Source organism: Pseudomonas sp. Pseusp18, from assembly GCF_059506005.1.
On the sequence record NZ_CP169240.1, the window covers coordinates 3,236,656 to 3,258,911 of the forward strand.

The 22,256-nt window shown below is 60.2% G+C and carries 16 protein-coding genes; 2 read left to right on the forward strand and 14 right to left on the reverse strand.

The genetic code is table 11. The annotated features are described in order from the left end of the window. Positions 1 to 193 precede the first annotated feature (193 nt). The 6 genes from eprS to ACEN9A_RS14550 form a co-directional block, all read right to left on the reverse strand. Positions 194 to 3,151, reverse strand: coding sequence for an autotransporter serine peptidase EprS (gene eprS, locus ACEN9A_RS14525; protein WP_258674183.1), 2,958 nt, complete (start codon positions 3,149 to 3,151; stop codon positions 194 to 196). A 180-nt stretch (positions 3,152 to 3,331) separates the two neighbouring features. Beyond that, entirely contained in the window at positions 3,332 to 4,696 is a 1,365-nt protein-coding gene (locus tag ACEN9A_RS14530; RefSeq protein ID WP_026345905.1) for a TolC family outer membrane protein, read from the reverse strand. A gap of 2 nt (positions 4,697 to 4,698) precedes the next feature. Next, positions 4,699 to 6,048 carry an HlyD family type I secretion periplasmic adaptor subunit gene (locus ACEN9A_RS14535; protein WP_258668470.1) on the reverse strand — a complete coding sequence of 450 codons (1,350 nt, stop codon included), beginning with the start codon at positions 6,046 to 6,048 and terminating at the stop codon, positions 4,699 to 4,701. Then, positions 6,045 to 7,832 (reverse strand): type I secretion system permease/ATPase, encoded by a 1,788-nt coding sequence (locus ACEN9A_RS14540; protein ID WP_019649883.1) that lies wholly within the window; start codon positions 7,830 to 7,832, stop codon positions 6,045 to 6,047. The genes ACEN9A_RS14535 and ACEN9A_RS14540 overlap by 4 nt, the downstream gene beginning before the upstream one ends. Before the next feature lie 212 nt (positions 7,833 to 8,044). Next, complete coding sequence (locus ACEN9A_RS14545; protein WP_258668472.1) at positions 8,045 to 8,467, reverse strand: protease inhibitor Inh/omp19 family protein; 423 nt, start codon at positions 8,465 to 8,467, stop codon at positions 8,045 to 8,047. A 67-nt stretch (positions 8,468 to 8,534) separates the two neighbouring features. Then, positions 8,535 to 9,992 (reverse strand): serralysin family metalloprotease, encoded by a 1,458-nt coding sequence (locus ACEN9A_RS14550; protein ID WP_258668473.1) that lies wholly within the window; start codon positions 9,990 to 9,992, stop codon positions 8,535 to 8,537. A 514-nt stretch (positions 9,993 to 10,506) separates the two neighbouring features. Between ACEN9A_RS14550 and ahr the strand changes: the two genes are divergently transcribed. Beyond that, a complete protein-coding gene (gene ahr / locus ACEN9A_RS14555) occupies positions 10,507 to 11,538 on the forward strand; it encodes an NADPH-dependent aldehyde reductase Ahr (protein ID WP_258668475.1) in 1,032 nt (343 codons plus the stop codon). 284 nt (positions 11,539 to 11,822) lie between these two features. Here the strand turns inward: ahr and ACEN9A_RS14560 are convergent, their stop codons facing one another. From ACEN9A_RS14560 to ACEN9A_RS14580, 5 genes are all read right to left on the reverse strand, one after another. Then, positions 11,823 to 12,281 carry an REP-associated tyrosine transposase gene (locus ACEN9A_RS14560; RefSeq protein ID WP_258668476.1) on the reverse strand — a complete coding sequence of 153 codons (459 nt, stop codon included), beginning with the start codon at positions 12,279 to 12,281 and terminating at the stop codon, positions 11,823 to 11,825. Between the two features lie 89 nt (positions 12,282 to 12,370). Then, the gene (locus tag ACEN9A_RS14565) at positions 12,371 to 13,456 is read right to left on the reverse strand and encodes a polyamine ABC transporter substrate-binding protein (protein WP_258668478.1); all 1,086 of its coding nucleotides are present in this window, start codon (positions 13,454 to 13,456) and stop codon (positions 12,371 to 12,373) included. Between the two features lie 59 nt (positions 13,457 to 13,515). Continuing rightward, on the reverse strand, positions 13,516 to 13,857 hold the full coding sequence (locus tag ACEN9A_RS14570) for a cupin domain-containing protein (RefSeq protein WP_258668480.1): 342 nt from the start codon (positions 13,855 to 13,857) through the stop codon (positions 13,516 to 13,518). A gap of 30 nt (positions 13,858 to 13,887) precedes the next feature. After that, on the reverse strand, positions 13,888 to 15,294 hold the full coding sequence (locus tag ACEN9A_RS14575; RefSeq protein ID WP_258668481.1) for an NAD(P)/FAD-dependent oxidoreductase: 1,407 nt from the start codon (positions 15,292 to 15,294) through the stop codon (positions 13,888 to 13,890). 51 nt (positions 15,295 to 15,345) lie between these two features. Further along, complete coding sequence (locus tag ACEN9A_RS14580; protein ID WP_258668482.1) at positions 15,346 to 16,161, reverse strand: helix-turn-helix domain-containing protein; 816 nt, start codon at positions 16,159 to 16,161, stop codon at positions 15,346 to 15,348. Between the two features lie 275 nt (positions 16,162 to 16,436). Here ACEN9A_RS14580 and ACEN9A_RS14585 point away from each other — a divergent pair, with 275 nt between their 5' ends. Then, positions 16,437 to 16,712: a DUF1652 domain-containing protein gene (locus ACEN9A_RS14585; RefSeq protein WP_018926009.1), complete on the forward strand. Its 276-nt coding sequence runs from the start codon at positions 16,437 to 16,439 to the stop codon at positions 16,710 to 16,712. A 217-nt stretch (positions 16,713 to 16,929) separates the two neighbouring features. On the opposite strand, the gene ACEN9A_RS14590 is transcribed toward ACEN9A_RS14585, so the two are convergent. From ACEN9A_RS14590 to ACEN9A_RS14600, 3 genes are all read right to left on the reverse strand, one after another. Then, entirely contained in the window at positions 16,930 to 18,126 is a 1,197-nt protein-coding gene (locus ACEN9A_RS14590) for a cystathionine gamma-synthase (protein ID WP_258668483.1), read from the reverse strand. Next, positions 18,123 to 19,499, reverse strand: coding sequence for a cystathionine beta-synthase (locus ACEN9A_RS14595; RefSeq protein ID WP_258668484.1), 1,377 nt, complete (start codon positions 19,497 to 19,499; stop codon positions 18,123 to 18,125). Before ACEN9A_RS14595 ends, ACEN9A_RS14590 begins: the two co-directional genes overlap by 4 nt. A gap of 282 nt (positions 19,500 to 19,781) precedes the next feature. After that, positions 19,782 to 22,256: a UvrD-helicase domain-containing protein gene (locus ACEN9A_RS14600; protein WP_258668485.1), complete on the reverse strand. Its 2,475-nt coding sequence runs from the start codon at positions 22,254 to 22,256 to the stop codon at positions 19,782 to 19,784.

A 22,256-nucleotide genomic window follows, 5' to 3' on the forward strand; every position in this document is an offset into this window, starting at 1 on the left:
AAAGGCGTGTCTTGTCCTGCTGATACATCACGCATCAACCCGATCTGTAGCAGCTGCCGAGCAGCGCGAGGCTGCGTTCGGCGGCGCAGCCGTCGCAAACCCTGCCTGCAAGGTTTTCCTGACACACCGCGATAGCTGACTTCACGACTGCTTCGCAGCCTCGCGCTGCTCGGCAGCTGCTACAGGCGAACTACTAAAACTGCCAATTGAGACTCAGCCCGACTCCATGGCTCTTCTCGCGGCTGGCCAGTTGGCCGGTGTAATCGAGGTTCAACCGAATGTCCCGACTCAAGACCAGGCTGGCATGGGCGCCCACCAGCGCCGCATCACGAACCAGCGGCGAGCTCTGCACCGCGAACGGTGCGCCACCGCTGGCAAACGCCAGGTGTTCTTCGGAATCGGTGTTGCTCAGGTTGTGTTGCCAACCGAGGCTGCCGCTCAGGTCCAGCTGTTGCTGGCCGGACAACGTCAGGGTTTTCAGCGCGCGAACGCCCAGCGTGCCGAGCACCGCGTCACGCCGGACGCCACTGTTGTTGAGCGCGGCGGCGTCGCCTTTCTCGGTGAAACCCTCGGTGTCGAGGTGCACGTAAGCGAGGTTGGCGAACGGTTCCACCGCCAGCGGTTGCAGGTTCAGGCGATAGGCCGCTTCACCGAACACCTGGGTGGTCCCGGCATCGACCTTGGCTTTCTGTTTGGCGCTGATGTCAGCGTATTGCAGGTCACGTTTGATGTCGGCCCGATGCCAGCTGTAGGCACCGCCGGTACTCAGGCGCCAAGCGCCCATTTCGTGCCCGGCATAGGCGCCCAGGTGATAACTGTCGACCTGCGCCGATGAATGAGTTCCAGAGCCCATGTTGACGGAGCTGTCGCTATAGCCGGCGACCAGGCCGACACGGGTTTCGTCATCCACAGCGCCATCGACACCGGCCAGCAAACCACCAATCGACGTGGTGTAGCCGGCGGTGTCGTGGCGTTCATCGGTCTTGCCCCAGGCGCCCAAGGCTTTGATCCAGCCATTGCTGCGCGAACCGTTGGCTTCATTGAGACGCTCACCCACCGCATCGCGCAGATAGCGACTGTCATTGATCAACACCGAGCCCAGCGCCGGGTAGATTTCCCCCGACAATTGCCGGAACGCCTGTTGCGCCGAGCTCGCGGTCGGCGACAGCAGCAGGCTTTCGTACACCGCATTACCCGCGCCAAGCCCTTCCACCGCAGTCGCGACGGAACGCTGATTCGGGGTCTGGCCGACACTGGCGAAGGTTGTGGCGTTACGCTCGACGCTCAGCTGAATGCCGGTCGCGGCGTAATCGAGACTGCCGCCGATGAACACATAGTTGGGCAGCACCGCACCGAACTGGCCTTGAACTCCACCCGCCGCTTGCAGGATGTTGTACTGATGCCCCAGCAGGCTTTGCACTTGTTGGGTGCTGAGCAAGGTCGGGCTGTTTTCCAGCGACAGGCTGACGGTGGCGCCGCTGACCGTGGCCGTGCCACCGGCAATAATCTGGTCGCTGCTGCTCGGCGAGAGTTCGACGGCATAGGTCGACCCCGGCGCAAACGTCACATCGCCGCTGACTTGCAACGTACCAATGGAATTACCGGGCGCCACGGTGCCGCCGGCATTGGCAGTCAAGGCAGCGATTCGTGCGTTACCGCCGAGGGTGCCGCTGGCATTGACCGTCACCGCCGATGTCAGCGAACCGTTCACCGCCAGTAAGCCGCCGTTGACCGTGGTCGGGCCGCGATAAGTGTTGTCGCCAGTGAGCATCAAGCGTCCGGCACCGGACTTGATCAGGCTGCCTTCGTAGACTCGGCTGGCGGCGGCGGAATCCCTCGCCATACCTACCGCATAGTCGGTCTGATCCTGCTGACTGGCGCTGGCCGGGATACCGTTTGCCCAACCTTTGTCCTGCAACGTCTGTTGCCAGGCGCTGTGTTCGGCGGCGTCTTCGGCCTGGCGCTGAATCAGTGCCTTGTCCGAAATGTCATTGGTCCAGACATCGCTCTGCCCTGCCCCCAGATTGGCGTCGAACGTGCCGAGCAATTGCCCCGGCCCGCGCATCGCCCGGTCGAGGTTGGCCACCCCCCAACCGACGCGCGTGGTCGGCGCGTCGGTGATCGAACCGTCGAGCTGGGTCGCGGTGGTCAGCAACACCTCCAGCGCCTGCTGGTTGTTCATGTACGGATAGCGCTCCATCACCAGCGCCAGCGCCCCGGTGGCATGCGGCGCGGACATGGAGGTGCCGGACTTGATCGCGTAACCGCCTCCGGGAATGGTGCTGTCGATCTTCGCTCCCGGCGTGGTGATGCACCAATATTTGGCGATCCCGCACTGGTTGTATTTCTGCTGGTTGCCTTGATCCAGCCCCGATACCGCCAGCCAGTGGCCTTCCAGGTCTGGCTGAAAATACGGCAGGGCCGAGCGGACACTGGCATTCGGATAACCGCTGTTGCCGGCGCTGAACACGTTGATCACACCACGGAGTGAAACGTCGGCGGCGGCGTCGAGCCAGGTGCCTTGGTTCCAATGCTGGGCGTAGGCGGCGTGCAGGTCGTCGAGGGTCCGGTAGCTGACGTCCTTCGGCTGGCTGCCCCAACTGTTGTTGATCGCGCGTACCCCGGCATCCGCCAGGGCGTTATAGACCGCTTTGAAGTAGCGCGGGTCGGGGTTGGGACCGAACAGGAAGCTGTCGTTCTTGTTGGTGTTGCCGACGTAGATTTGCGCGTTTAACGCCACACCGTGCGTGCCGCTGCCATCGCGGGAAGCGCCCATGGTGCCGGTGACGTGGGTGCCGTGGGAGTCATTGTTGGCGTTGAGCGTGCCGTCGACGTTGAACGCTGAACCATCGACATAGCTGCCGCTGGCCGTCACGGCGTGGTAACGGTCGGCGGCGAATTCGGGATGGCTGGAATCGAAACCGGAATCCAGCGCGCCGATTTTCACGCCTTTGCCGGTGATGCCGGCGGCATAGGCTTGATCGGCCTGCATCCGCCCCAGGCCCCAATCGCGCTGGAACTCCGCCGAACGCCAACTGGCCGGGTCACCGAGGGTGCCGGTTTCCAGGTACTGCGCCTGGGCCGAACCCGGCGCTGATGAAATCAAGAGCAGCAGCGTGCCGACCGACATCGGCTTGATCTGTACGTCCATGTGCATGAAATCTCGCTTTCTTGGCGTTTTTAGAGTTCTAGGCCCCGGTCCCAGGGGCGACGTGTTGCTGTGATTCTGTGGCGAGGGAGCTTGCTCCCGTTCGGTTGCGCAGCAACCGCCATTGGGTCTGCTTCGCAGCCCAGCGGGAGCAAGCTCCCTCGCCACACTGTTTTCTAACGGCTACTGTGCCCTCGCGCCTTGCCCGAACGCCTCATCCACCTTGGCCAAGTCCTGTTCGTTCAAGGTGCCGGCGTAGTAATGCAACTTGGTCCAGGCCATCAGGTAGTCGTAGCGTGCCTGTGCCAGATCCCGGCGGGTGGTAAATAGTTGTTGTTCGGCATTCAATGCGTCGAGGTTGACCCGTTCACCACCCAGAATGCTTTGCTTGGTCGAGACCACCAGCGCTTCGGCCGAGGTCAGGGCCTTCTGATAAGCGCGCAACTTGTTGACCCCCGACAGGCAGGCGCTGAACTGGCGGCGCAGCTGGATCAAGGTTTCCCGGGTCTTGCCGTCCAGCTCATACTCAGCCTGTTCCATGGTGCGGCTGGCCTGCCGGGTCGAGGCCGAGACGCCGCCACCGGCGTACAGCGGCACGTTGACTTCGATACCGATGGTGTTGGTGTCGTAGCGCTGGTTGTAGGTGTTGCCGCTTTCCGATTCGTTCTGGCGCATCGAGGCGTAGGCGCTGACTTTCGGCAAGTGCCCGGCGCGGTTGCGTTCGACCTCGTAGCGCGCCACTTCCACCGCCTGGCGCTGAGAGGCCAGGTTCGGGTTATTGGCCACCGCCATCTCGTGCCAGGTGTCGTAGTTGGCCGGTTGCAGGGTGAAGGTCTGGAAGTTCTGATCCAGCGGCGTCAGGTCGCCAATATCGATGGCGGCTACACCCACCAGGGCGCCCAGTTCCCGCAGAGCCGCATCCTGTTCGTCACGCGCCTCGATTTCCTCGGCGGTCGCCAGCTCGTAACGTGACTCGGCTTCGAGGATGTCGGTGCGCGTGCCTTCCCCTTGGCGGAACATCTGCTCGTTCTGCTGGAACTGCTCCTCGAAGGCTTTTTTCTTCGCGCGTGCGATGTCGATCTGGTCCTGGGCAAACAGTGCCTTGGTGTAATTCTCCAGCACGCGAACCAGCAGTTCCTGGCTCTTGCCACGGAAGTTTTCATCGGCGAACAGCGATTGCGCCACACCTTTGCGATACGCCGCGTAAGCCTCGTAGTCGAGCAATGGCTGTTGCAAGGTCAAGGTCGAGCCGTAGCTACTGTAGTTGCGATCTTCACTCTGGCTGTTACCGCGGTCATTCAGTTGCGTGACCTTGGAGGAGTTACGCCCCTTGTTGTAGTTGTAACCCAGCTTCGGCAACAGCCCGGCGCGGCCGATGGCGCGGTTTTCAAGGCCGGCATCGCGCTCCTTGATGGCACCGAGGAACACCGGATCATTGCGTAATGCTTGCTCATAGATGTCGAACGGCCCCATGGCCATTGTGCTGTTGCACGTCAGCAAGGCCAGGGTCGCTGCGAGCAGGGAAAGCTTATTCATACAACCGAACATCCTTATTCCTCGGTCAACGCGGAGCCTGCCCGGTCGAGCAGCGGTTTGAACAGATAGTTGAGGAGTGAACGTTCACCGGTGCGCACGAACATTTCTGCAGGCATGCCGGGCTTGATCACCAGGCCGTTGAGTTTTTCCATGGCCTGATCGCTGACGCTGCTGCGCAGCACGTAATACGGCGCACCGGTTTTCTCATCGACCATTTGGTCGGCGGAAATCAGGCTGACTTCGCCCGGCACTCGCGGGGTACGGCTCTGGTTGAACGCGGTGAACAGAATGTCCACCGGCAAGTGCGTGCCGACCTTGTCGATCAGGTTGATCGGCAAGTGCCCTTCCACTTCCAGGCTGGTGCCTTGCGGGACAATCTCCAGCAGGTTTTCGCCCTGGCGTACTACCGCGCCTTCGGTATGAACCCCAAGGTTGACCGCAATGCCGTCGGCGGTGGCGACGATTTCGCTGTGTTGCAGGTCGAAGCCGGCGGAAGTCAGTTGCTCTTCCAGGGTCACGCTTTTGAGCTGCGCGTCGGCCAGTTGGCTGCGCACTTCCTTCTGGTATTCCTCGCTGTGCTGTTGCAGCTTCAGCCGGGATTCGAGGATGCCCTGCTCCACCCGCCCGCTTTCGCCGGTGTTCTCTGCCAATTGTTGCTGCACTTGCGACAGCTGACGCTGGTACTCCATCAAGCGGTTGCGCGGGATGTAGCCGTTGTCTGCCAGGGGCTGCAGATTGCTCAACTGTTGTTGCAGGGAACTGGCCTGGGCTGTCAGGTCCGTGCGCGCGCGGCGCATGCCGGCCAGTTGCGCGCTGGCGCCTTCGATGTTCGCGCGCAAAGCGGCTTGCTCACGGGAAAACGCTTCGCGGCGGCTGCTGAACAATTGCCGTTGACCTTCAAGCACCAGCGCCAGGCGCGGGTCGGGATCGTTGCTCAGCTCAGCGGGGAAATTCACCTGCTTGAGGTTGTCCCGTTCACTCTGCCAGCGCGCCAGGCTGGCCCACGCCATGCGGTATTGCGCTTGCAGCGATTGCACGTCGGCCGCGACCTGGGTCTGGTCGAGGCGGAACAGCGGCTGGCCTTGTTTCACTACTTGGCCTTCATGCACCAGAATCTGGCTGATCACGCCGTTGCTCATCGATTGCACGGCTTTGCGCTTGCCCGAGACCACCACGGTGCCTTGCACCGGGATGCCTTGATCGAGCGGCGCGAGGCTCGCCCAAGTGAAAAAACTGCCGGCGCCGACAATCGCCAGAATCCAGCCCATGCGGGCGAAGAAACGGGCGTCGCGCTCAGGGCGTTCGGCAATGTAGTCGTGTTCCATCGTCGCTTCGCTGTCGTTGTTCATGCGTGTGCTGCTCATACACCCGAATTCCTGGTCGTGGGCTGATACTGCCGGCTCATGCTGAGCCCGCCCGGTGCCTGCGCGGCTTTTTCACGTTGTGGTTCCTGAGCGCCTGACTGGTTGCCGGCAAGCGCCTTGAGCACGTCCTGGCTTGGGCCGAAGGCTTGCAAGCGACCTTCGTTGAGCACCAGCAACTTGTCGGCCTGAGCCAGGGCCGAAGAACGATGGGTGACCAGAATCACGCTGGTGCCCCGGGCCTTCATGTGTGCGATGGCGCCGGCCAGTGCCGCTTCGCCAACGGTGTCGAGGTTGGAGTTCGGTTCATCCAGTACCACGAGGCTCGGATGGCCGTACAACGCACGAGCCAGGGCCACGCGTTGCTTCTGGCCACCGGACAAACCACTGCCGTCTTCGCCGAGCACGGTGTCGTAGCCCTGGGGCATGCGCAGGATCAATTCATGGACGCCAGCCTGTTGCGCGGCTTCGACGACTTTTTGCGGGTCTGCCTCACGGAATCGGGCGATGTTTTCGGCGATGCTGCCACTGAACAATTCGATGTCCTGGGGCAGATAGCCGATGTAAGGGCCGAGGTCGTCGCGGTTCCAGCGATGAATGTCCGCGCCGTCGAGGCGCACCGTGCCGCCCAGCGTCGGCCAGACGCCGACCAGCACCCGGGCCAGGGTCGATTTACCGGAGCCGGAAGCCCCGAGCACGCCCAGCACTTCGCCGGCGCCCAGGTTGAAATTGACCATGTGCAAGGTCGCTGCCCGCTGCCCCGGCGGGCCGGCGCTGACTTGCTCGAACGTGATCTGGCCTTTCGGTGCCGGCAGCGCCATGGCCTCGTCACTCGGAGGAAAGGCTTGCAGCAAGGCGTCGAGGCGGCGGTAAGCGAGTTTGGCGCCGCTCCACTGTTTCCACACAGCGATCAACTGATCGATGGGGCTCAGCACCCGGCCCATCAAAATGGAGCCGGCGATCATCATCCCGGCGGTCATGTCGCCCTTGATCACCAACAAGGCGCCCAACCCCAGAACCAGGGACTGCAGGCACAGGCGCAGGGTTTTGCTCAGGGAGCTGATGACCGCGCCGGTATCGCTGGCCTGATTCTGCAAGCCGAGAAAACGCGAGTGCACCCCGAACCAGCGTTTGCGCAAGGCGCCGAGCATGCCCATGGCCTGAATGGTTTCAGCGTTATGCAGGTGACTGGTGGCCAGTTGGCTGGACTTCTGGGAAAACCCCGCGGCTTCGCCCAAAGGTTTTTTGGTCATGGCCTCGTTGAGGCAGGCCAGCCCGATCAGCAGCACCGCCCCTGCGGTGGCCAATACGCCGAGCCAGACGTTAAACAGGAAAATCACAAACAGATAGACCGGAAACCATGGCGCATCGAAGAAGGCAAACAACGCCGGGCCGGTGACAAACTGGCGAATATGGGTCAAGTCGCCCAGGGATTGCCCGGCGTTGCCCTCACCCTTGAACAGGTTGCGCTCGAAAGCAGCCTGATACACCCGCAGGTTGAAACGGCGCTCCAGTTGGCTGCCGATACGGATGACGATGAAACTGCGCACGGTCTCCAGCAGCCCGATGAAGGCAAAAAATCCAACCACCATCAGCGACAACATCGCCAGTGTGGTTTCGTTTTGCGACGACAGCACCCGGTCATAAACCTGGAGCATATAAATCGACGGGACCAACATCAGAACGTTGATCAATGCAGTAAAGCAGCCGACGCTGATCAAGATGCTCTTATAGTCGCCCAGTGCCTTGAATAACGGTGCGGTGGCCGGGCTCTTCGCCATCTTCATTGGTTTTTCCTGAGGTATTAAGCCTCGCCTCACTTGGCAAGGTTCCAATTAACTGTCCGCACACGGGTCGAGACATTCTTTTGCCGGTTATCGCTGACAGATTAATAACAACTCTTTGTGGACTTTAAAGAGCCCTGGTTATTGATCTGCTGCTTATAACTACAACAACGGTCTTTATATTCAGTACCTGCCGTCGGTCCGACGCTTTTCGCTTATTGCGCTGCGCGCGTAAGCGTAATAATCAGCCCCGACTTCAAGGTGCTTTTATAAAGCCCCTCATGCTGTCGGCTGAAAAACACAATTCTTGAGCCTTCTTCCCCGGTCACGGCAATGCCGTCCGGCTCCGGGAACCAGCCCATCGCCGATTTTTCCAGCCAGGCACTGAGGCAATCGGCCCCCTCACCCAGGGTCTGATCCGACTTAAGCTCTATCGTGCAGACATTCGACGGTTTGTCCTGCAGCGCCTGGGACTCGGGCGAGTCTTGCGCGGTATTCAAAATGGCTTGCCATTTGCCGGCGAGCTCCGACGGGTCGGCTAGTTTCAGACTGCTTGCCATGGCTACTTCTCCAAGAAACATCATCAGCGTCGCTAACAGCCACGCGGTTGTTTTGCAGGTAAAAGCGTTCTGGGTCATAGGGCGTTTTACTCTGGATCGGGGCAGAGAGCGACGCGTAAAGCGCCGCCCTCCTTTATGCCTTGAATCAGGCCACGATGTCCGAGAACGCCGCCTGGCCAACGGTGCTGACCAGGAAATCAGCCACGCCGTGCCCGGAGAAGTCCACCGACAACAGGCTGTTGCCGCCCGAAGTGGTCAACACTGCATCGCCTGCCGCACCGGTGAACGAGCTCACGAAATGCAGGCCCGCGCCTTTGGTGATGCCGGTCAGGTCGATCTTGTCCAGGCCGCTGACAAAATCGAGGATCTGGTCGACCGCGCCTGGCTTGGAGTCGCTGCTGGCCGCGAACACGAAGGTGTCCGAACCCGAGCCGCCCCACAGTTTGTCTGCACCGCCCGCGCCGAAGAGGATGTCGTTGCCGGCACCGCCCTTCAGTTCGTTGGACACACTGTTACCAATCAGCAGGTCGCTACCCGAACCGCCAATCGCGTTCTCGATCGTGACGCCTTTGGCGATGGACACGTTGCCCACCAGGCCGCCAACGTCGGAGAACGAGGCTTCATTGAGGTTGATCTTCTGGTTCTGGGTAAAGCCGGAGAAGTCCAGTGTGTCCTTGCCGCCCGCATCCCACACCGAGAACACGACTTTGTCCGACGACGAAGACGCGCTCAGGAAGTCGCGACCGGCGTTGGAGTTGAAGCCGTAGGTGGTGTCACCGGTGCGGGTGGTGGTGTTGGCACCGTAGAGTTTCTGGATGGCCGCGATATCGTCCATCAGTGGGCCGGAAGAATAAGCTTCCACACCGCCCTTGCTGAAGTTTTGATCGGTATTGCTTTCACTCCAGTAACTCATGACGCTGTAACCGCGGGTGTCTTGCCCGTAAGTCGCGTCATTGTAGGTCGGCGCACCTTCACCGGCGTTGTAATCGCCAGGGTGGGCCAGGCCCAGGGTATGACCGATTTCGTGGGTCAGGGTCTGACGGCCGTAGTTGTTCAGGTCCGGCGTCTTGTTCGGCGTATAGCTGCTGTTGGTCAGGTACCACGAAGTACCGTCATAACCGGCGCCCGTACCAGGCAGATAAGCGAATGCCGCCGCGCCATCCTGACCACCGCTGTAGTTGCCGAAGGTCATGTGACCGTCGCCGCCAGTGGTTTTCTCGGTGAAGGTGACGTTGGCCACGTCGGCCCAGGATTGCATGGCGAGCACGGCCTGGGCTTTTTGTTGCGTATTGAACTGGCTGAACCCGGTAATGCCATGCTTGTTCATGGTGCTCGACGAGGCCGAGGTCAGGAACGTGTAGGTAAGTTCGATTTTGCCACTACCGTCCTTGTCCTGGTAGGCAGCGCCGTCACGCAGCAGCTGGGTAGCGGCCTGGTCGACGGAGAAGGAGGGTTTGCCATTGACCGTAAGATTGCCGCCACGATCATACTGATGGCTGAAACTATCGATCTGGTTGTAGGCAGAACTGGGTGCAGCCAGCGCTTGCAATGGCTGAAAAGCCTGTTCGGCAAGATCAATAGCGTTGTCTTTTACTTTCGACATAAACACACTTCCTTGTTTAGCAATGGAACAGTTTTTGTCCGATACGACAATCTCTGGCGAGATCGTCCTATCACTCGCCCAATGAAGGCGTAGGAAAACTGACACAATTCGAAATCAAACGTCTACATTTTTTTTGACGTCAAATTGAACTGTTTCGCAGAACTCCAGCAAACATTGCCTGCGCTGTCGAAAGATTGTTTTTAGTTGAGGTTTTCAGCAAGATTGTCCGACAATTTCATATTTAAATATTAAATATTGGTAAGTTGTTTTTTTGCTGATGGCTTCTCGTTTTCTTGACTTGTTAGTGTCAGTGCCAGTGTATTGATATCAACTAAATTAAACGTCCGGTTAGTTGCAATAGTGGTCGGAGACAGAGCTCCGAAGGCCAGTTCATCCCGACACTGCCCTCAGACTACGGCCTGCTAGACTGATTACGCCCTGGCTGCCGATCAACGTTGCCAGGCCACCGCATCCGAGCGGCCAACGCCGCAGTCTCCTGATCTGGAGGTGTCCCATGAGCGACAGCACCGAACTCACTACTTTTACCGGCTGGGCTGCAACATCGGCAGGTGCTCCACTGGAGCGCTATAGCTACGATCCCGGCCCATTGGGCGCTGAGGAGGTGGAAGTCGCCGTGGAGTATTGCGGCGTCTGCCACTCCGATCAGTCGATGATCGATAACGAATGGGGCCTGAGCCACTACCCGTTTATCCCTGGCCACGAAGTGGTCGGCAGTATCGTGCGAGTGGGCGCACAGGTACGCGGTCTCGAAGTGGGACAACGGGTGGGCATCGGTTGGTACAAGGGCAGTTGCATGCATTGCTCCTCGTGTATCGAAGGCTCCCACCAGCTATGCAGCACAGTCCAACCCACCATCGTCGGCAGCAACGGCGGCTTCGCCGATCGCCTGCGTTCGCACTGGGCCTGGGCGCTTGCGATACCGGACGGACTTGACCCGGCCATGGCCGGACCGCTGTTCTGCGCAGGCTCGACGGTGTTCAACCCGCTCGTGGAATTCGACGTCAAGCCCACTGACCGGGTCGGTGTCGTGGGGATCGGCGGCCTCGGTCATCTGGCACTGCGCTTTCTCAACGCCTGGGGCTGCGAGGTCACGGCCTTTACCTCGTCGTTGAGCAAGCAGGACGAAGCCAGGCGCCTGGGCGCGCACAACGTGCTCACCTCTACCGACAGTAACGCGCTGAAATCCATTGCCGGCACCCTGGATTTTCTCCTGGTCACCGCCAACGCCGACCTCGACTGGCCGGCCATGCTCGGCACACTGCGCGGCAAGGGTCGCCTGCACTTTGTCGGCGTCGTGTCTGGCGCTATTCCAGTGCACGTATTCAACCTGCTGCCCCAGCAAAAGAGCGTGTCCGCCTCGCCGGTTGGCTCGCCCAGTAACACAGCAACCATGCTGGAGTTCTGCGCCCGGCATCAGATCTTGCCGCAGGTCGAACACTTTCCCATGAGCCGGATCAACGACGCCATCGATCACCTGCGCAGTGGCAAGGCGCGCTACCGCGTCGTGCTGGACGCCAGCAAATGACAGACTGGCGCGTCGGGTAATACCGCACGCGCCTTTTGCCGCCGCTACGTCCGGGGAATCGGTAAAGGCGATCCTGGAAGCAAGCGATGCTGACCTGGTCGCTTCTGGGTGCCGCAGTTGCCCCTAGACACCTGTTTCGTTTCCAAAGAGGTGCCAAGTCTATGAAGGACACGACTGCTGCGCAGCCGAACGCAGCCTTCGGCAGCTGCTACAGGTCTGCGGCCGTTACGGCTTTTGTAGCAGCTGGCGCAGCCTGCGTTCGGCTGCGCAGCAGTCGTAAAACATCACAGCCAACACGCATCCCACAGCGGATAATCATGAACGCGTGTCACCAGTCCCGCTCGAACAGGATTGGCAACGACATATCGAGCAAGATCTTTCACGTCCTCCTCCTGCCGAACCGCTCGATCGTGATAGCCCTTCTGCCACAAACGTCCGCTTCGCCCTAGCGCCTGATTAACGGCCAGACTGCTTCGGGATTTGATTCGGCACATTAGCTCGGCCAACGTCTTATCCCGAAGTTCGACCAAACAGTGCATATGGTCTGGCATCACCACCCAAGTCAAAAAGTCTGCCCAATGCTCCTCCTGGGCCTGACGTAATTGTTGGGCAACCAGCCTCCCCATGCGCCAATCGGTAAAAATTGGCTGCCGATCGTGAACCACAGCTGTTAACAAGTAGATGCGTCCAGGCTCCGAATATCGTCCAATGCGCAGATGACCAGCTTTCGAAAACGCAGGCATTCCATTGCCTCCTGCTTACTGAAAGAGGCATGAAATCTAACCCATTGCAGTCAGCCCGACTGGCTCCATTGGCTACAAAAGATGACCGATCAGCTACCGGTCCTGATCTTGTTCCACACCCGCGTCCGCACCCGGTCGATGTTCAACGGCATCGCCTCAAGGGCAAACAATTTGCCCATCATTTCCGGGCTCGGATACACCTTGGTGTCGTTCTTGATCGCCGGATCGATCAGGCGGTCGGCCTGTTCGTTGCCGTTGGCGTAGTGCACGTAGTTGCTGATGCCGGCCATGACGTCGGGACGCAGCAGGTAGTTCATGAACGCGTAACCGGCTTTCTCGTCCGGGGCGTCAGCGGGCATGGCGACCATGTCGAACCAGATGGCTGCGCCTTCCTTGGGAATCGAGTAGCCGATGTCCACACCGTTCCCGGCTTCCTTGGCGCGGTTTTCCGCCTGGAGAATGTCGCCAGAGAAGCCGACGGCCACGCAGATATCGCCGTTGGCCAGGTCGCTGGTGTATTTGGATGAGTGGAAATAGCTGACATAGGGCCGGACTTTCATCAGCAGCGCTTCGGCCTTTTTATAGTCTTCGGGGTTCTTGCTGTGATGCGGCAGCCCCAGGTAATTCAACGCCGCCGGCAACAGTTCGGGCCCGTTGTCGAGGATCGCCACGCCGCACTTTTGCAGTTTTGCCATGTTCTCGGGCTTGAAGATCAGGTCCCAGGAATCCACCGGCGCGTTGTCGCCCAGCACAGCCTTGACCTTGGCCACGTTGTAGCCGATGCCGGTGCTGCCCCACAAATACGGGAAGCCATGTTCGTTGCCCGGGTCGTTGGCCTGCAACGTTTTGAGCAGTACCGGGTTGAGGTTTTTCCAGTTCGGCAGCTGGCTCTTGTCGAGTTTCTTCAGGGCCCCGCCCTCAATCTGTCGGGCCATGAAGTGGTTGGACGGGAATACCACGTCATACCCGGATGTGCCGGTCATCAACTTGCCATCAAGGGTTTCGTTGCTGTCGAAGACGTCGTAACTGAAGGCGATACCGGTTTCTTTCTGGAAGTTTTTTGTGGTGTCCGGGGCGATATAGTCCGACCAGTTATAGATTCTCACGGTCTCGGCGGCCTGACTGAGGGTCGCGACGAGCGCAAGTGGAGCAAGCGTCAGTGTCTTTCGGATCATGGGTCGATTCCTGTATGGGTTGTTTTCTTTTTATTGGAGAACTGGCAGGCAATCAGAGATCAAAAAATCAAAACGTAGGTCTTGCGCACGGTTTCCTGGATGTCCCAGATGCCGAGGCTGTTGGCTGGCAACATCAGTGCATCGCCGGCTTCTATGTAGAGGGTTTCACCGTCATCCGAAGTGAAGGTGCAGCGACCCTGGATGAAGTGACAGAATTCCTGGGCAACGATCTGCCGGCGCCAGCGGCCGGGAGTGCATTCCCAGACGCCGGTTTCGACACCGTCGTCGCGTTCGACGCTGGTGGTTGAGGCCACCGCCACGGGCATCCCCAGTGGCACGGCGACGGGCGTTGACTCTTCCAGCTTCAGGATTGCGGCGTTCTTGAATTGAGTGATGGGCATGGGAGTACCTGTCGATTGAGAAAACGCCGTTCAGCGCATGAAACCTTCCATGAACCCCGCGACCCGGCCGGCCAGTTTGCGACGCCAGGGCGCGGTGGACGGGTTGGCCAGGGTCTGGTCTTCGTGAACGAAGCTGCGGATGATTGCGTTGTAGCCCAGCCAGCGGCAGGGCTCCGGCTCCCAGGCCTTGAGCGCGTCGAGACCGCCCTGAGCAATCACCCACGGCTGGCGCACCAACTCGGTATCGCGCTGAAGAATCAGATCGGCCAGCGTCCGCCCGCCGAGGTTGCTGGCACCCACGCCCTCCCCGCCATAACCGCCCGACAAGGCGATGCCGCTGGCCTGATCGCAGAGCATGTGCGGCTTGAAGCGCCGGGACATCCCCAGGTTTCCGCCCCAGGCGTGGGTGATTCGCACGTCCTTGAGCTGCGGGAAGAGTTCACCGAACAGGTAGCGTCGTAACTGCACTTCGCTGGCGCTCAGCTCGAAGTCATGGCGCAACTTGCCAGCAAACTGATAGCCGCCACGGGCGCCAAACACCAGACGGTTGTCGGCCGTGCGCTGGCCGTAGGTCACCTGGCGGCTGCTTTCGCTGAACGCCTGACCATGGCTGAGGCCGATGTCGTCCCAGATCGCGGCGGACAGCGGTTCGGTCGCCACCAGTAAACTCTGCACGGGCAATTGATAACGACCCAGCGGCGGCAACGTGACCGCGTAACCTTCCACCGCCGGCACGATCCAGCGGCTGCGAACCTGCGCGCGGGCGGTACGCAAACTGCCCGACTGCCATTGGGTGACCGGGCTGTTTTCATAAATGTTGACCCCCATGCGCTCCACCGTCCGTGCCAGACCTCGCACCAACTTTGCCGGGTGAATGGTCGCCACATGCGGTGCATAGATACCGCCATAAGGTTTGGCAATTCTGATCTGTTGCGCCAATTGCTCGGGGCTGAGCCAGCGGTAGTCGGCCTCGGTCAGCCCTTGGCGGTAGAGCGCGTCCAGATAATTGCGCAGGCTGGCTTCCTGCTCCGGGTAACGCGCCGCACAGTAAAGCGCCCCGCCCTTGCGGTAATCGCAGTCAATGCCTTCTCGTTCGAGGACGAGCTCTACTTCATCAGGGATGCTGTGCAACAGCTCGAAAGAGGCGCGACGTTGTTCCGCCGGTAGTCCGGCGAGCAAGCGGTCTTCACCCAGCAGATTGCCCATCAACCAGCCGCCGTTACGGCCCGACGCGCCAAACCCCGCGGTTTGGGCTTCGACGATGGCGATGTTCAGTCCCGGCGCCAGGCGTTTGAGGTAGTACGCCGTCCAGAGCCCGGTGTACCCGGCGCCAATGATGGCCACGTCGACCTCCAGGTTCTGTTCCAGCGCCGGGCGCGCCAGCATCGGCTCGTCGAGTTGATCCATCCACAAACTGATCGTTCGCCACGTTGCCATGCAAGACTCCGCCACTCAATACTTCGATGGCGTCGATCCTAGTGCGTGGGCTCAGGAGCCGTCTTGCGCGCGTGCACGCAAAGAAATTTGTTTGGCGTAAGCCTTGGGCGACAGACCGGTGTGCTGGCGGAAACAGCTGTAAAACGCCGACAGCGAATTGAAGCCTGCGGCAAAGGCCAGCTCATCGATACGCAGTGGTGGAGTGGCGCTGTCCAGTGCCGCGAGCAAATGCTGCAACCGCGCCTGATTGACGTAACGGTAGAAGCTTTGGCCGAGCACCTGGTTCAACAGGTAGGAAATCTGATTGCGGCTGTATCCGCACTCCTTCGCCACCCGTTGCAGGTCGAGCTCGGGATCCAGGTACGGCTGCTGACGCTGGAAATACTGTTGCAGGTCGTCGGCCATGAAACTTAGCTGCCGCGGTGACAGTCCGAGCCGGCTGACCGCTGGCCGCAGGTTGCGGGCGGCTTTGCCGGATGTTTGTTCATGTACAAGGGTGGCGTATTCATTGACCCGCCAGATCAGCCCGTCACGCACAGTGATCGCCTCGCTGGTTCGAAACGACACCAGCCCTTCACCGCCGCGAAGGGTGATGCGGTATTGAATGAACGCCGTGTTGCCATCCAGTCGGATACGGTCCGAGTGCTCCAGCGCCTCATCCGGATCGCGAGGCATGCTGTCACGCACGTACTCGCGCAACGCGTCCAGGCCCATCACGCGGTTCTGGAAAAAGTCGTTGTACTGAATGTCCGGGTGATAAAGCGCCATCACACCGTCCAGATCCCGGTGCTTCCAGCGCAGGTGGTAACGCATGACCGTGTCGCCCGTGGCCTGGGTTTGCGACGGACCATCATCATCGGCGTGCATAGAGGACTCGACGAGAAAAAACCGAGCTTGCCGAAGTTCTGTCCGGGCTTCAATGACCGATGGGATGCCCAGCAATGCTGGCCGTTGGCCGAGATGCCGGTATCTCATGACCTGCATCAAAAAAAACTGAACCAATCGCTGAACGGTCTGAAAAATTCCACATGATTTTCACATCCGGATGCTACTTTTAAAGACAGTCACCGGTTGAGCCATTGAAGGCTCTTCCCTCCTAACATGAGCTAAAGGAAGCGCTCGATGAAGAAGGTGGGCAACACATGAATCAAGGTTCATTCAGCAAGGTCACTTTTCCAAATGCCTGCCAGCTGATGCGCTGGCATTTTCATCCCATGGGTTTCGAAGCGACCATGGATGCACCGGGCAGCATGGTTGCTCGTCTATTCGACCGAGCCAGCGGCGAAACCATGATCGCCATTGCCGGCATTCCTTGTGCAACGGTCATGAATGCCGCCGATGTAGAGCGGATTATCGAAGCGGTCGAGGATGAGCTGGAAGCGTTCATTCCTCCGCAGACGCTCAGGAGTTATGCCTGACAGCCAACACCCGACAAAAAGCCCGCTTATCGATTTAGCGGGCTTTTTGTAGCAGCTGCCGAGCCCGATCGGCTTGTAGCAGCTGTCGAGCCTGCGAGGCTGCGTTCGGCGGCGAAGCCGTCGTAAAATCAGAACTCACGGTGTATCAGGCAGACTATGTCAACCGGATTCACGACGGCTTCGCCGCCGAACGCTGCCTCGCGCTGCTCGACAGCTGCTACAAGGAGTGCGTCGCCGCAACTTGCATCAGCGCCTGGCCCAAATCGGCGCGTAGGTCTTCGACATCCTCCACCCCCACAGACAAACGCACCAGCGCATCGCTGATACCTAGCTGCGCGCGGGTTTCTGCGGGAATGGTGGCGTGAGTCATGATCGCCGGGTGTTCGATCAGGCTTTCCACCCCGCCAAGGCTCTCGGCCAAGGCAAAGATCCGCACACTCTCGAGAAAACGTCTGGCGCCCGTCAGGTCGCTGTTCAGCTCGACGGAAATCATCCCGCCGAACCCGCGCATCTGTCGCCGCGCCAATTCGTGCTGCGGATGCGATGGCAGGCCCGGATAATACACGCGTGCCACTTGCGGCTGACTCTCCAGCCATTGCGCCAACTCCAGCGCATTGCTGCAATGACGTTCCATGCGCAGCGCCAGGGTCTTCACCCCGCGCAAGGTGAGGAACGCGTCGAACGGCCCGGCGATAGCCCCCACTGCGTTCTGCAGAAAGCCCAGGCGCTCGGCCAGATCGATGTTCTGCCCAACCACCGCAATGCCGCCGATCACATCGGAGTGACCGTTCATGTACTTGGTCGTCGAGTGCAGCACGATATCGAAGCCCAACTCCAGCGGGCGCTGGATCCACGGGCTGGCGAAGGTGTTGTCCGCCACGCAGATGATGCCGCGCTCGCGACAGATGCGTGCGACGGCGGCGAGATCAGTGAGGCTGAGCAAAGGATTGCTCGGCGTCTCGACCCAGACCATCCGCGTGTCATGCTGCAACGCCGCTTCGAAGGCCGTCAGGTTCGTCAGATCGACAAAGCTGAAGCGATGCCCCGCGCTACGTCGGCGCACCCGTTCGAACAGGCGGAAAGTCCCGCCGTACAGATCATTGCCGGAGACGATGTGCGCGCCTGCGTCGAGTAGTTCGAGTACGGTGCCGATCGCCGCCAGTCCGGAAGCAAAGGCGAAAGCCTGGGTGCCGCCCTCAAGATCCGCCACGCAACGCTCCAGCGCAAAGCGCGTCGGGTTGTGCGAACGCCCGTAATCGAAGCCCTTGTGCACGCCGGGGCTCTGCTGCGCATAGGTGGAGTTGGCGTAAATCGGCGGCATCAGCGCCCCGGTGGTCGGGTCCGGTGTTTGTCCGGCATGGATTACACGGGTGGCAAAGCCCCGTGGTGCGGTGCTTTCATCGTGCTGACTCATGCCAGTGATCTCCGCAAGTGATTGAGCATGTCGACGCGGGTAATCAAGCCGTGAAAGCCCGAGGTGTCGGCGATGATCGCCACCAGCCCACGGTCGAGCACCGCCTCCAGTTCAGCAAGACTGGCACCGGGAGGCAGGGTTTCGAGTTTGTCGGTCATCGCGCTGGTCACGGTCATGCGAAAATGCGTAGCGTCTTCATGCACGCCAAACAGAATATCGGACTCGTCGATGACCCCGACCAGCCGCTGTCCATCCACCAGCACCGGCAGTTGCGATACATCCGCCAGGCGCATGCGCTGGAAGGCGGTGAGCAAGGTGTCGTCCGGGCCGACGCTGACCACACGGCCATCCTCGAAACGCCGCGCGATCAGGTCACGCAAATCGCCGTAGCGTTTGCGCGCAAGCAGGCCCTGATCGTTCATCCACTGGTCGTTATAGATCTTCGACAGATAACGGGTGCCGGTGTCGCAAACGAAACTGACCACCCGCTTCGGCTCGGTCTGCTCGCGGCAGTAACGCAATGCCGCCGCCAGCAAGGTGCCAGTCGAAGAACCGCCGAGAATGCCTTCGGCGCGCAGCAGTTGGCGGGCATGATCGAAGCTTTCCTCGTCGCTGATTGAATAGGCCTTGCTCACGCTGGAAAGGTCGGCAATCGACGGAATGAAGTCCTCGCCGATGCCCTCCACCGCCCAGGAGCCCGGCGTACCGAGGATCCCGCTGCGGCTGTACTCGGCCATCACCGAGCCGACCGGATCGGCCAGCACCATTTCCAGATTCGGTTGTACGCGCTGAAAGAAACGAGTCAGCCCGGTCAGCGTGCCGGCCGAACCGACACCGACCACGATGGCATCCACATCATGCTGAGTCTGCGCCCAGATCTCCGGCGCGGTGCTGCACTCGTGGGCCAGAGGATTGGCCGGGTTGTTGAATTGATCGGCGAAAAACGCGTCGGGAATATCCTTGGTCAATCGCGCCGCGACATCCTGATAATAATCGGGATGGCCCTTGCCGACGTCGGAGCGGGTGATGTGCACTTCGGCGCCCATCGCCTTGAGGTGCAGGACCTTCTCGGTGGACATTTTGTCCGGCACCACCAGCACCACCCGATAACCCTTGGCGCGGCCAACCAGTGCCAGGCCCAGACCGGTGTTACCGGCCGTCGCCTCGACGATGGTGCCGCCGGGGCGCAAGCGACCATCGCGCTCGGCGGCGTCGATCATCGCCAGGCCGATGCGATCTTTGATCGAACCGCCTGGGTTCTGCGATTCGAGTTTGAGAAACAGTGTGCACGGGCCGGTATCGAAGCGGCTGATACGCACCAGCGGCGTATTGCCGATCAGTTCGAGCACGGCGGGACGGGAGTTGTTCGGCATGTCGTCACCTCGCTACGGGTCTCCGCACTGGATGGACAACGACCTGAAGCCAGTCGAGCACATCCGTCGCGGTCAAAGCCTCGCTTGGACCATAGGCCGGGATCGCGCCACTCGCAACTTTTGTGGCGAGCGAGCTTGTTGTGGCGAGGGAGCTTGCTCCCGCTTGAGTGCGCAGCGCTCACAAAAATCGGCAATGCTTGTCGCATTTTTGGGGCCGCTACGCAGCCCAGCGCGAGCAAGCTCCCTCGCCACAGGTTTTTTGACTCAAGACTCTCTTGAGGTTCAGGCCTGCACTTTTCCCTGACGGTGATCAGCAAAAAAAACCTTGCCCTTGCCGATCCGGTCGGAGGCCTTGGGCATATTCGCCGCCTGGGTATCCTGGCCATCGACATACCAGTAGCAATGGCTCACCGCCCGGGTGATGCCCACGTAGGCCAGACGCAGGATCTCGTCTTTCTGTGCGCTGTCGTAGGGCTCGCTGTCGCCGGCCCTGCCGAGCCCGGCCATGCGATAGACCTGGTTCTTGTAAGGCGAACTGGTCAGATGCTGGCAATCTCCCAGCAGGAATACCGCATCAGCTTGCAGTCCCTTGGCGCTGTGATAGGTCAGTTGCTTGAGCCGTCGCGCGTCGTACGGCAAGCTGGAATCCACATTAACTACAGACTGAATATGCTCCTCTATCAATGACTTATCGCTGCTTTTTCGATAAAGCATCAAGATTGAATCACCTTTTCTGTAGTGCTCGATCAGACGCTGGGCCATGCCCTGGTCATCCCGATCGAGCACGTTCACCGGCAGCAGCGCCTTGGGTTCGCCGCTGGCCTTGGCCTTCTTGCCGGCGATCGCCGGTGCGGCGCGGACGATGTGCTCCGCCGCGTCGATGATGTGCTGATGGCTGCGGTAATTGTCGCTGAGCATCACCTTGGTCGTGCTCGGTGACGGGAACTCCTTGTTGAACTCCATGAAGTAGCTCGGCGAACTACCGCGCCAGCCGTAAATCGACTGCCAATCGTCCCCCACACAGAGCAACGACGAACGTTGCGCGCCGCGCCCTACATGCATGGCCGGGCCACGACTGCGGATTTCGGCCAGGCTGGCGCGAATCCAGGAAACGATCTGCGGCGATACGTCCTGAAACTCGTCAATCATCAAGTGCGACATCGGCCTCAACAGCTCATCGCTGAGCAGCTTGAGATTCTCCGGCGAATGCTCGCTGAACAGGGCAAACATCCGGTTGTAGGTCATCACGGGTGGCGATTGATCCAGCAGATGATCTTCCAGCGCTCGCCAAAACAGGCTCAAGGCCTCGAAGAAGAATCGGTCCGGGTCATCCTTGGCGAAACTCATCTGGCCCACGGCATTGGGCACATCCAGGCCGAGGTTTTCGATAAACCCGGCTGCCGCGACAAAACAGTCCAGCAACGGCGCGGAAGCAAGTTCGCCCTTGACCTTGTAATCAAAGCCCGGCCCGGCGCTGGCATCACCGGCAAGCGACGCCAAAACACGTTTTGAAGATTCATAACTATCCAGCCATATCAAAGGCTTACGACAGAAAGCTTGAAACAGGGTGCGCTTTACAGCCCATTCCGCACGCACGGTAAGCTTGGCATTCGGACGGCTGACCTGTGGGTTTTCCCGAGGATCGAAACCCAGCACCACCCAGGCATCCAGTGCCGGAATATAGCCGTGGCAATGGAAGGTCGAACCGTTGATGTCGAAGGTCTGACGATTCGGCTCGATGCCCTTGATCGGCCAGGCACCTGCGCGAAACCACAGATCCTCGATGGTGTCGCACAGCTCTTCATCGCGCTTGGCCGCCAGTTCAGTCACCGCCATGCGCTTTTGCACGTCCGGGTGATCGCGCTCCAGTTCCTTGAGCTGCAAGGCGTGACGAGACAACGGCTTGATCAATTCGCGGAAACGCTCATCGCGGGTGTGCAAGTTGTGATAGCAGGCGTTGAGTTGCTGGCGCTGGGCGTCGTTGATTCGCAGGTCGAAGGGATTGCTGTCGACCTCCTCATCGGTGCCCTGCACGCGAAAGCTGAGGTTTTCGAAGGCTTGCAGCCGCTCGAAACCCGGCAGGCTGCGCACCATTGGCAGGATCCGCGAATGAAAAGTGCGCACCAGGTCCCGCGCTTCTTTGAAACTGAGTGCCCGGCCCCACACGGCAAACAGTTCGATCAGCTTATTGATGAAGTCCTTGCGCGACTCGCGGGTGAAGGTCACCACGGTCATCGAGCTCAGCTCAAACCCCAGGTAATGGCTGAGCAGCAGGATACGCAACACCAGGGTGGTCGACTTGCCCGCACCCGCCCCGGCGATCACTGAAGTCGACGGTGTGTCACTGAAAATCATTTTCCATTGGGCAGCGCTTGGCTGGGCATGCGCAGGCAGCAGTCGCGCCACGTCGGCCTTCATGCGCTTCTTCAGCTCGGCGCTCAATGGCAGGCGCCAATCGTCGAACAGGTTGTCATCGACGTTAGGCGGTCGATGCTCAGTCGAGCGCGAGTCACGAATCAGCAGCACTTGCCGGCCTTCTTCCAAGCCCTCGAGCTTGCCTTCCTTATAGCCGTATTCCACGCCAGCGCTGTGGCCGCTACGAAAACCGTCGGCTTGCCCGTGCAGCCAGGACGCACGGTGTTGCGCGCGCAAGCGGGTCAGGCCGTGGCCAAAGAACCGGGCGGCCAGACGTTTGAGCAAAGGCATCTCGGCCAGGGGACGAAGTTCGGGCGGAAGATCGGGTGTGTGTTGCGGCAC